The organism is uncultured Winogradskyella sp. (assembly GCF_947495255.1).
Classification (GTDB): Bacteria; Bacteroidota; Bacteroidia; order Flavobacteriales; family Flavobacteriaceae; genus Winogradskyella.
In genome coordinates this window covers 423,665-435,931 of record NZ_CANLYI010000003.1, presented here as the reverse complement: position 1 = coordinate 435,931, position 12,267 = coordinate 423,665, and the positions used below count along the sequence as shown (strand labels likewise).

Here is a 12,267-nt window from a genome sequence, read left to right as displayed (position 1 = left end):
ACTTTTTGAACCATAAACATCAAAGACATCTTTACTGATGTCAATTCCATAAATTTCTTTATATTTATTCATAACAACTTGAAATTTGGAAAGAACATAGCTACCGATGTTTCAACAACTTGAAAACGAGATCTAGGTCTCACAGAACTGAACGAAATCTTAGTAGTAAAAGAGAGAGGATTATCAATGTTGTCGAAGTCTTAAGCTTCACCGTGTATACTAATCTTATTTCTCTCTTTTGTTCTTTCCATCTATTTATATCTTAAAATTAGTACTTTTATTAAAATGCTAACTTAAGACGTGTATAATTAATTGCTTTTTACGTACTTACTTGCTTAACCACGCAACTAACCATATATAAACACGTTATGTGTAACTTAAAAGCAACCGAACACTTTAGAATATGAGATATTTAGTATTTATATTTTCCCTTCTGATTTTTTCATCTTGCGGAACAATGGACAAGGTTGATAGAAAAGTTAGACGACAAGATTTTTATAACCGATTCTCTAAAACGGAATTAAGAGCTTCAAGTGGATGGAAAATGGGAGATGATATACTGATTTTAAGGAAAAATAAAACTTTTAGATATTATTCTAAAGTTTTAGGAATAGCAAATTCAGGATATTATTCAGGGAGTTATAAGAAATTCAATGACTCAATTTCATTTTCGTTTTTCGAAAATCATAAGCCTTCATTATTTATTAAATCTGATACATTAGTCTTTGATACAAAAGATGAATGGAAAGTTTTAAGAAATTCGAAAACGGAACTAATGAATAGTAACTATTTAGTTGTTTATGATAAAGATGAAAATAAAGCAGCACATAATAACGAGTATAATTAATTGCTATTAAGGATTAAAAAAAAAACATTTAAAGCATATCAAAAAAATTCTGCGGAACTCCTAATAAACAGATCTTTTTTCACTTTTTGAAATTTATATGAGCCAATAGAAACTTCAATTAACAAAAACTAAAATCACATTATTAAGAAAATTTTAATTCATCCATTGTTGGTTATATTAATCTAATAATCTAGTTTTGCTTTCTGAAATGAAACCAACTTTTAACAAATACTTAGTATTACTTTCTGTCTTATTATTAAGCACGTTTGCCCATATGCAAGCAAGTGATGCTGTTAATAATAACAACGGGTATGTATCGCAGAATATTAGCGTAACACAATCTAATACTCATTCTTCTGAGTTTAAAAGTTTAGTTAAAACCACCATAAATCCTGCTCGCAATGAAACGGATGAGCAATTGGTTTTTGAGCTTATTGAAATAAACGAAGGGGAAGATGAAGAATTATCTTCTGGTAATAAAGCACTCTATAAAGATTATTTAAAGCTACTCTTTATAAATGCTACTTTATTTAAAAATGCTTCTAAAGTACTTCAAAAGAATAATTATCGTACTCAAAATGATAGTATTGAGCCTAAACTTAGGCTTCATGTACAATTTCAGGTTTTTATAATTTGATAATCACAAAGCAGACATCTCTCATTTGTCTGTATTTAATTTAAGTTTTAGAGTTTTTATCTAAACTCCAAAAAAGTATCAATCCTAAATAGGCTTGATTAATAAATTATATCATTTTATAAAACATTTTAACACGTGAATATCATTAAGAAAACAACCGTTTTTACAGGTATGCTTATGCTTATTACCTTAGCTAGCTGTGATAAAAAGATAGAAGAAAAACCTGAGGAAGCAACCTTCCTTGTTACCAATCCTGTAAAAAAAGACACTTTAATTACAAAGGATTATGTAAGTCAAATTCACTCTATTAGACACATAGAATTAAGAGCTTTAGAAAAAGGCTATTTAAAACATATCTCTGTAGATGAAGGACAACATGTAAAGAAAGGACAGCAGATGTTTCAGATTATGCCAAACATCTATCAGGCCGAATTACAAAAGGCTAAAGCCGAATCTAACGTTGCCGAAATTGAACTTAAAAACACCCAATTACTAGCTGATGGGAATGTTGTTTCACCTAACGAACTGGCCATGGCCAAAGCCAATTTAGATAAAGCCAATGCAGAAGTAGCGCTTGCGCAAACACATTTAGGTTTCACCAGTATAAAAGCACCTTTTGATGGAATCATGGACCATTTAGAAGCACGAGAAGGTAGCCTTTTAGATGAAGGCGAATTGCTTACTACCCTATCGGATAACAGTAAAATGTGGGTGTATTTTAATGTACCTGAAGCTGAATATCTAGATTACATAATGAGTGATACCAAAAAGAACAATAAAACCGTTGAACTTTTAATGGCTAATAATAAGCGCTTTAATCAAAAAGGTATCGTAGAAACCATTGAAGGTGAATTTAATAGTGAGACTGGTAATATTGCTTTTAGAGCAACATTCCCTAATCCAGACAGAATTTTAAGACATGGTGAAACTGGTAGCGTATTAATGACCGTACCTTACAAAGACGTTGTGATTATTCCACAAAAAGCAACTTTCGAGATTTTAGATAAAACTTACGTATTTGTAGTTGATAAAAACAATGTTGTACATCAAAGAGAAATTTCAATTGGTGCAGAATTACCACATTTATTTATTGTAGATAAAGGCTTATCTGAAAATGAGAATATACTTCTAGAAGGGATAAGAATGGTTAAAGACCAAGAGAAAATTCATATTAAAATGGTAGATGGCACTTCAGTATTATCTAACCTAGCGCTTTACGCTGAGTAATTCTTATTTAATCTTCAGACATTATGTTTAAAAAATTTATAAAAAGACCCGTCTTGGCTATTGTCATTTCGGTAATCATTGTATTTATAGGTGGACTTGCCATAAAGCAATTACCTATATCTCAATTTCCACAAATTGCACCTACAACAGTAAACATTTTTATTGCTTATCCAGGTTCTAGTGCAGATGTATTGGTTAACTCAACATTAATTCCGTTAGAAACTGCTATTAATGGTGTTCAAGATATGCGCTATATCGCATCTGATGCTACTAGTGCTGGTGAAGGTACATTACGTGTTATTTTTGAACCAGGAACGGATCCTAATGAAGCTGTTGTTAGGGTGAAAACTAGAGTGGATCAGGTTATGCCTTTATTACCAGAATTGGTGCAGCGCGAAGGTGTAATTATTACGCCTGTTCAGCCTAGTATGCTTATGTACGTTAACCTGTCTAGTGAAAACAAAGACAACGACGAAAAGTTTCTTTACAACTATGCATACACCAAAATAATTCCAGAAATACAGCGAATCAATGGTATTGCAAGTGCTCAAATTTTAGGAAGTAGAAAATACGCTATGCGTGTATGGTTAAAACCAGACCGAATGCGTGCTTATAATATTTCTGCTGAAGAAGTATTAAAAGCTATGGAAGATCAAAGTATTTTGGCAAGACCTGGTCGTTTGGGTCGAAGCTCTGGTAAAACATCACAATCTTTAGAATATGTTTTAACGTATCAAAACCGATACAATGAGCCCGAACAATACGAAGAGATTATTGTAAAAGCCAACAAAGAGGGTGAGTTTGTAAAACTCTCAGACATTGCCGAAGTTAAATTAGGGAGTGAATTTTTTGATATTTATTCTAATTTAGATGGCAAACCTTCTGCTTCAATTGTATTAAAACAAACCTTTGGTAGTAACGGTAGTGATGTCATCGCATTAGTAAAAGAGAAACTAGATGAACTGGAAGTTGATTTACCACCAGGAATTGATTTTCAAATTAGTTATGATGTTTCAAACTTCTTAGATGCCTCTATTGAGCAAGTATTACATACATTAAGAGATGCTTTTATTTTAGTAGCTATTGTAGTATTCTTATTTTTAGGAGATTGGCGCTCAACGTTAATTCCTATTATTGCCGTTCCTGTTTCCTTAATAGGCTCATTTTTTGTAATGCAAATATTTGGGCTATCTATTAACCTTATTACACTTTTTGCTTTAGTATTAGCTATTGGTATTGTTGTAGATAATGCCATTGTTGTTGTGGAAGCTGTTCACGTAAAAATGGAAGAAGAACATCTTTCCCCTTATAATGCCTCGTCTGAAGTTTTAGGAGAAATTGGAGGAGCCATTGTAGCCATCACTTTGGTAATGGTTTCGGTTTTTATTCCTATTTCTTTTATGACAGGTCCTGTTGGTGTATTCTACAGACAGTTTTCCATCACCATGGCTGGTTCTATTGTAATTTCTGCTATTGTTGCGTTAACCTTAACACCTGTACTTTGTGCTATGTTACTAAAAAACAATCATGGCAAAAAAAGAACGTCACCATTAGATAGGTTTATCGATTGGTTTAACAGAGGTTTCGAAAAACTAACTGGAAAATACGTTAAGATTTTAAACAAAATTGTAGCCAGAAGAATTGTAACGTTTGGAATCCTAGCTGCCTTTTGTGCTGGTATTTTCTTTACAAATGAAGTATTACCTGCCGGTTTTATTCCTAACGAAGACCAAGGGATGATTTATGCCATTATCCAAACACCTCCTGGTGCTACTTTAGAACGAACAAATGAAGTAGCTAAAAAACTTCAGAAAATATGTGAAGAAACTGAAGGTGTAGAATCGGTATCTTCATTAGCTGGTTATGAAATTATGACCGAAGGTCGAGGCTCTAATGCTGGTACGTGTTTAATTAACCTTAAACCTTGGTCAGAGCGTCATCATTCAGTTCATGAAATAATGGAAGAACTAGAAGAAGAAACCAAAGATTTAGGTGCTGTCATAGAATACTTTGAACCACCTGCAGTACCAGGTTTTGGATCTTCAGGAGGTTTCGCAATGCGTTTATTAGACAAAACCAACTCTACAGATTATCATCATTTTGAAAGCATCAATAATGAATTTATGGAAGCGTTATCTAAACGCGAAGAGCTTACTGGTTTATTTACATTCTTTTCGGCTAACTATCCGCAATACGAATTAAAAATAAACAATAAAATCGCCATGCAAAAAGGGGTTACGATTGGTACAGCCATGGAAAACCTAAACATTTTAATTGGTAGTACTTACGAGCAAGGTTTTATTCGTTTTGGTAGATTCTTTAAAGTTTATACACAAGCTGCACCAGAGTACAGAAGACTTCCTACTGATTTAGAAAAACTTTTTGTAAAGAACGAAGAAGGCGAAATGGTTCCTTATTCTGCTTTTATGAGTATTGAGAAAAAATTAGGACCTAACGAAATTACACGTTACAACCTTTACAACTCAGCTTCTATAAGAGGTTTACCTGCTCCCGGATTTACAAGTGATGATGCCATTAAGGCTATAAAAGAAGTTGCTGCTACCCAATTACCAAGAGGTTATGACATTGCATGGGAAGGTTTAAGCTATGACGAGGCAAAAAGAGGCAATGAATCTATCTATATTTTTATAGTCGTACTAATCTTTGTCTACTTCGTTTTAGCTGCACAATACGAGAGTTTTTTATTACCATTTGCCGTTATACTATCCTTACCTGTAGGTGTATTTGGCTCTTTCATACTTTTAAAAGCCATGGGATTAGCTAATGATGTATATGCGCAAATTGGTGTTATTATGCTCGTTGGTTTATTGGGGAAAAATGCAGTACTAATTGTTGAATTTGCCGTACAAAAACGTAGGCAAGGTTCCACAATTTTAGAAGCTGCCATTGAAGGTTCTAGAGCAAGATTTAGACCTATTTTAATGACGTCCTTTGCGTTTATCGCAGGACTAATACCGTTAGTTGTTGCTTCTGGAGCAGGTGCCATTGGTAACCGAACTATTGGTGGTTCTTCTTTAGGTGGAATGCTAATTGGTACACTAGGTGGTGTTTTAATTATTCCTGGTTTGTATTACATTTTCGCTACCATGGCTGATGGCAATAGTCTTATTAAAGATGAAGCAAGCGAACCTATTTCTGAGGAAATGATGAGAGTAAGTGAAAGCAAAAATCAAACCTTAGAAAATGCTGAAAATATCAGCAAACTAAAAAAATTATTAAAAAAACTTCGTAAAAGTGATAAAGATGAAGAATAGAATAAGAATTAATAAATCACACCTCTTTGGTGTACTCGCTATACTTCTACTCTACTCTTGCGTGCCTACCCAAAAGGCTATAAGAGAAGAAAATAAAGTTGTACCAGAGCAATACAAAAATAGAGCGACAGACACTGTTAATTTGGCTACTGTAAATTGGAAAGATTTTTTTGTAGATCCAAAATTAATTGAATTGATTGAAACAGCCCTAGCCAACAATCAAGAGCTCAATATTATGTTACAGCAAATTGCAATGGCAAATAACGAAATCAAAATTAGAAAAGGGGAATATCTGCCTTTTGTAAATGTATATGCTGGTACTGAAGTTGAAAAAGTAGGTGAATACACTAGAGATGGCGCTGTAGAAGAACAGTTAAACATTAGAGAACATGAAGAATTCCCTGAGCCTTTAACTGATTTTTCTGTTGGATTAAATGTTTCTTGGGAATTAGATATCTGGAAGAAACTTCGAAACGGTAAAAAAGCCGCAGTTCTAGAATATCTAAGCACCATTGAAGGTAAGAATTTTATGGTGACAACTATTGTCTCTGAAATTGCGAATTCTTATTATGAATTGTTAGCCTTAGATAATCAATTAATCATTATTGAGCAAAATTTAGAGATTCAACAAAATGCTTTAAAAATGGTTAAACTTCAAAAGGAAGCGGCTAGAGCAACGCAATTAGCAGTAAGACGATTTGAAGCTGAAGTTTATAAAAACCAAAGCAACAAATTTGAAATCAGACAACAAATCGTCGAAGTCGAAAATAACATCAATTTTCTCTTAGGCCGTTTTCCGCAGCCAATAGAAAGGGACTCAGAAAATTTTATTGACCTTCCTATCGATGCTATTAGTGCTGGGATTCCTGCGCAACTTTTAGCCAATAGACCAGATATAAGACAAGCCGAATATGAGTTAGAAGCTTCAAAGTTGAACGTAAAAATTGCAAAAGCAAACTTCTACCCATCTCTTGGTATTAATGCTGGTATTGGCTTACAAGCTTTTAAAACTGAATTTTTAACAAGCACGCCAGAATCTCTGGCTTACTCATTAGTTGGTGATGTTGTTAGCCCTTTAATTAATAGAAACGCTATTAAAGCAGAATATAAAAACGCAAATAGCAGACAATTACAAGCTGTTTTTGAATATGAAAAAGCTATTTTAAATGGCTATATAGAAGTGGCTAATACACTTTCTGATATTAACAATTTAAAAGAAAATTATGCTTTAAAAGAATTGCAAGTTGAAGCATTAACGGAAGCGATTGACCTTTCTATAAGACTCTTTAAATCTGCAAGAGCAGAATACACAGAAGTTTTATTAACGCAACGCGAAGCATTAGATTCTAAAATTGAAATCATTGAAACAAAAAGAGATCAGCTTTTAGCGAACGTAAAAGTTTATCAAGCCTTAGGTGGTGGTTGGCATTAGTTGAAGAGTCCCCAAATCTTAAAGCCATTTTGCATTTGCAAAGTGGCTTTTTTATTTGTCAATTCTTTGCAATTAAACTACAAACAAATAAATTAGTTGTTTAATTTAGTACACATAATAGCTCTAACATGGTCAAACCTAAAACTGTCTTAATAAAACATAGTATTATACTTATACTATTAACATTAACTCTTATATCCTGTAATTCTCCTGCATATATATCAGGAAAATTAGAAGGAAACAAAACAGATGGTGCTACAATTTACCTGATTAAACCAAATAATTTAAAGGAGGCAGCTGCTTCCTATTTCGGAAAGGCTATAGATTCTGCTATCATAGATACTAAAGGTTACTTTAAATTTGTAAACACGCCTAACACAACCGAACCTATACTATTGGAACTAGCTTTAAAACAACCAGATAAAAGTTCTAATTATTTAATTACGAATAATCCCATTCTAGCGAATTACATGCCGATTTTATGGCAAACGGATGAAATCATAAAAGTTAAAGCCAATATTAATCACCTACAAAAAAGTTTCACGATTGAAAACCCTTCTGAAATTAATAAAGCCATATTAGAACTTAGAGATATAAATTTAAAAGCCTATGAAACATACTTAAATGGTAAGGAATGGCATTTGGAAGATGGTAATCAAATATTAGACAAAGAACATGCTGTTTTACAATACCAAACCGAATTAATGAAATTTGCGAATAACACACAATATCTAATGCCTGCATTAATAGCTATAAGATGGGCTAGCCCTGAAAATGATTATGAACGTATTCCTGAATTTTTAGTCAACCAATGTCACAGATGGAGCAAAGTACAACCAGAACATACTTGGGTTAAGCAATTATGTAAACAAAGCGAACCTGATAATTTACCTGTGCTCATAGGAGATCAATTTCCTAATATGACATTACCAACGATAACTAAAGATACACTTTCATTAAATAATCAATTAGGTAAAAAAATCACAATTATTGACCTTTGGGCTTCATGGTGTGCACCATGCCGAATAGAAAACCGAGAGGTTTTAGTTCCTCTTTGGGAGGAATACAATACTCAAGGATTACAGATAATTGCCTACGCTCTAGAAAGTAGTAAAAAATCATGGCAAGTAGCAACCCATAAAGATGGTGCCAATCGTTGGTTAAACGTATCTGATTTACAAGGAGATGATACACCTTTCTTAAAAAAAATACGTGTACAAACCATTCCTACTAACTTTATTTTAAATGACAAAGGAGTTGTTATTGCAAAAAATCTTCATGGTAAAGAATTAATGCATTGGGTAAAAGATTACATAGAAAAACAATAGTAAATTACTTGTCTTAAAAACGAATGAAATGACTCAAATTAAATACCTATTAAACGTTTTACTAAAAACTCATTAAAAGTTTACTTTTAAGCCCTACTCGTTTTATTTTATAAATTAAATTACTCCAACAATTCTGGATTACTAAGAATCAGTTCAATTTTTTTAATAATTACAGTTACCTGACTCATTTGAGTTTCAATATTTCTAAAAAAGAGACTAATATCTCTATTTACCCAACTCTCCGAAATAATTCTGGCACCTAAGCTAATTCTTAAAATAGCACTTTGAATATCGTTACCATATTTTACATTTACAGCCTGACCAATATGACATTTTTGCGCTGCAAGCCTAATAATCTCTAAAGATGAATCTTTATAGTGATTTGATAAATCTGAATTTAACAACACATAAAGCTTTTTAACCTTATCTACAGATAATACTTTGTTCTCCTTTAGAATGAAAAAAGGAAAAATAGTACGCATATTTCTTATCCCAAATTCTTTGCTCTTATAAGAATTAGTATTCGTTTCATTACCATAAAGTGGCTTTAAAAATGTGGCTTCATCTATAGATTCTTCAACAAAATTACAAAACATTTCAATGCCCATGTTTCTATACAAAACTGGTGTCATAAAATATCTTTCCATTTCTACTATGGCAGCATTCCAACGCATATAAGAACCATAATTAAATCCTTCGCATAAATCTTTTGAACAATGCCATGAGGTTGGCCAATCGGAATGATTGTAATACTTAGTTAAACCTTCTGGTAATGTGCTTTTTATTCCTTGGATAGATTTACTCACGCTATCTGGCAGAATTAATGCTCCAGAATATGGAGGTCCTGTGAAGTATTTACTTCCAGTTATAGAGACAATATAGCCTTTATGTAAATAGTTTTGAATATCTTTTGGGTCTAATCTTACTTGTGCAGAATCCACAACTATTTGTATAGACAAATTCTCTAATGTATCTAAATCTTCTATCATTTTTTCACTAGGCGACTGATAACCTAATTTAGATTGATCCATAACATGTAATACAACATGCTTACCAGAATCATTAGCTTTTGAAATGGCTGTAAAAACTTCATGATCTATTTGAGTTGAAGATTTCAACTCTCCTTTTTCATCTCTAAGCGTCACTTTATTTAATTCTATATCTCTAAAACCTTCAATTTTATCGCCTTTTTTACTAGGAAAATTGAGTGCTGTTGTATTTTCGAAATGACATCCCTTTAATGCTGCCGGAACTCCACTACCCGTTTCGTCTGCTGCCACTAAAACGTGAACAATTTCCTTATCAGTAATAATTTGGGTGATACCCGCTATTTGAAGGGAGGAATCAGTGCCAGAAGGAGAAAAAATAATCTGACTTTCGTTATTTAATTTAAAAATCTTTTTAAGTCTATTTTTTAGTGATTCTGAAAACTCAATAGTAGAACTTTTAAATCCATTTTTTAAACTATTCTTAATTACAATTCTTCTAACTTTATCTGTTTTGTCAAAAGCAAAATTAGAAACACTTGTTGCTGTAGATGAAGCAAAAGTAAATGCATCAGGTCTAGGAAACGGTCTGCAACCATATTTATTTAGCAAGGCAACCTCATCTATATTTAATCTTAAATCTCCACCATCCATTAATAAATACTCGGTTGGTTTTGCTAAATTATCTACAATTGGTTTCCAAGAGTCTTTAAATACCTTGCTTGTGTTTTTTAAATCATGTAATTCTTGAAGTTCTTTAAATTGCAGTAAAGATTCGGCACTTATATCTTCATCTTTTTTAATTAAATTAATTAAGAAATAATCTAGAGATTCTAATTTTTCCTTATCCTCTTTTGGCAGCAATTCATAAAATATTCTTGTGACTTTATAAGCCGAAATATCACATAATACTGAATCTTCCTTTTTATTAATCAGGGCTTTATGCCATAATTGCCATTCAATACCATATCTCAAATAAACTAAAGCTAAAACAGGCTTTTTTAGATATGATGAACCAATAATAATAGATTTATTAGGTATAATTTTAAATATATTGGGATCACTATTAGATGTAATAATATTGATATTGTTCATTTTTGGAACTGTATTAAATCTCTTTAAAACGTGAACCAGATAATTCACATTTTCTTTTTCAAATAAACTCGTCCTTTTATATTGATCCTCTATTAATATATTATTTGTCATAAATGATTTAATTTAAAACGTTCGCGTGAACGACGTACTCTTCTTAGATATTTCACTGATTATAAAAGCTATCAGTTTTGGTGACTTTTCTATTTATTATTTTATAAAAATAGGTTTTTTTATAAATTTAAAACCATTCCTGTTTTTAATTGTTCAATTTTAAAATTTTCAGAAAAAGCAACTAAAGCAGGAAACTGGGTACAATGAGATGGATGAATATGATTTATATTATTCTTTTTAAGAAATTCTATGGTTTTCTTGGTTTGTAAGTCATTGTATTTTAAATGAAAACCTCCTGTCACAGATTTTACATTATTAATTCCGGTTACTTTACAAGCGTAGTCAATTATATTACAAACACCAGAATGTGAGCAACCTGTTACTACAATTATTTCATTATTCTGAATAACCACGACAGCAGAATCATCGTTCACAAAATCGGGTTGCCTCAATTCATCTGAAAAATTAGTTGTTATTGATTCAAAATCATTCAGTCTTGGTATTTGTCCTAAAAAAATGATATGGTCTGTAATATAATAAGCTTCAGCTGAGAGAATTAATTTAAACTTTTGTTCAATCTCGGTTTTACTTAACTTTAATCCAAGGCTTGAATAATCTTTATTTCTAGACCGCTTTATAAAAACTTCGGGATGGGTAATTAAAGTTTTGTTTTCTATATACTGAAGTCCATCTCCATGATCCCAATGACCATGGCTAAGAACAATCTTGTCTACCTCTTTTTTAATATCAATACCAAGTGTTTGGGCATTTTTAATAAAAACATCAGTATGCCCAACATCGAACAAGAATTTTTCGCCCTCATGTTCTATTAAATAGGATAATCCATGTTCTGCCAAAAATCCTGACCCTGCACAATTTTCAGTAAGTACTGTTAGTTTCATGAGATGTATTTTTAAAATTGGATTTCAATATTTTATGTATAAAATCTGGAATACGTTTTGGTAAACGCGATTCACTATTTACAAACAAAACCGTCGATTTAGCCTTACATAATAGCGTATTTAGTTCGTTTTTTATTTCAAATTCGAAATTAAAGCGTGCCTTTGGCATTTCTTTTATGATTGTTTTTATGGCAATCAGTTCATCAAAATGAGCTGGTTTGTTATACTTAATATCAAATGAAATTACAGGCAATATGATCTGGTTATTTTCTAGCTCAACTTCATCTAATCCCAACTTTCTTAATAATTCATTACGAGCTTGGTGACAATAAATTACATAATTGGCGTGATAAACATATCCCATTTGGTCAACCTCTCCGTAACGGGTTCTTAATTGAAATACATCAGTTATCATAGCTCATGGTAT

General features: G+C 32.0%; 9 protein-coding genes. 6 read left to right on the top strand and 3 right to left on the bottom strand.

Features of this window, described 5'->3' with window-relative positions; all coding sequences use genetic code 11:
* Positions 1-403 precede the first annotated feature (403 nt).
* The 6 genes from Q0807_RS06810 (at position 404) to Q0807_RS06785 (ending at position 8,746) form a co-directional block, all read left to right on the top strand.
* Positions 404-847 (top strand): hypothetical protein, encoded by a 444-nt coding sequence (locus Q0807_RS06810; RefSeq protein WP_299107877.1) that lies wholly within the window; start codon positions 404-406, stop codon positions 845-847.
* 208 nt (positions 848-1,055) lie between these two features.
* A complete protein-coding gene (locus tag Q0807_RS06805) occupies positions 1,056-1,484 on the top strand; it encodes a hypothetical protein (protein WP_299107874.1) in 429 nt (142 codons plus the stop codon).
* 144 nt (positions 1,485-1,628) lie between these two features.
* Positions 1,629-2,711 (top strand): efflux RND transporter periplasmic adaptor subunit, encoded by a 1,083-nt coding sequence (locus Q0807_RS06800; protein ID WP_299107903.1) that lies wholly within the window; start codon positions 1,629-1,631, stop codon positions 2,709-2,711.
* Between the two features lie 23 nt (positions 2,712-2,734).
* Positions 2,735-5,986: an efflux RND transporter permease subunit gene (locus Q0807_RS06795; RefSeq protein ID WP_299107871.1), complete on the top strand. Its 3,252-nt coding sequence runs from the start codon at positions 2,735-2,737 to the stop codon at positions 5,984-5,986.
* Complete coding sequence (locus tag Q0807_RS06790) at positions 5,976-7,418, top strand: TolC family protein (RefSeq protein WP_299107868.1); 1,443 nt, start codon at positions 5,976-5,978, stop codon at positions 7,416-7,418. Before Q0807_RS06795 ends, Q0807_RS06790 begins: the two co-directional genes overlap by 11 nt.
* A gap of 128 nt (positions 7,419-7,546) precedes the next feature.
* A complete protein-coding gene (locus tag Q0807_RS06785) occupies positions 7,547-8,746 on the top strand; it encodes a TlpA disulfide reductase family protein (RefSeq protein WP_299107865.1) in 1,200 nt (399 codons plus the stop codon).
* Positions 8,747-8,865: 119 nt separating this feature from the next.
* Here the strand turns inward: Q0807_RS06785 and Q0807_RS06780 are convergent, their stop codons facing one another.
* The 3 genes from Q0807_RS06780 to Q0807_RS06770 all read right to left on the bottom strand — a co-directional run bounded on the left by Q0807_RS06780 (position 8,866) and on the right by Q0807_RS06770 (position 12,255).
* The gene (locus Q0807_RS06780; RefSeq protein WP_299107862.1) at positions 8,866-10,938 is read right to left on the bottom strand and encodes a hypothetical protein; all 2,073 of its coding nucleotides are present in this window, start codon (positions 10,936-10,938) and stop codon (positions 8,866-8,868) included.
* A 119-nt stretch (positions 10,939-11,057) separates the two neighbouring features.
* A complete protein-coding gene (locus Q0807_RS06775; protein WP_299107859.1) occupies positions 11,058-11,840 on the bottom strand; it encodes an MBL fold metallo-hydrolase in 783 nt (260 codons plus the stop codon).
* Positions 11,818-12,255: a thioesterase family protein gene (locus Q0807_RS06770; RefSeq protein WP_299107855.1), complete on the bottom strand. Its 438-nt coding sequence runs from the start codon at positions 12,253-12,255 to the stop codon at positions 11,818-11,820. Before Q0807_RS06770 ends, Q0807_RS06775 begins: the two co-directional genes overlap by 23 nt.
* Positions 12,256-12,267 lie beyond the last annotated feature (12 nt).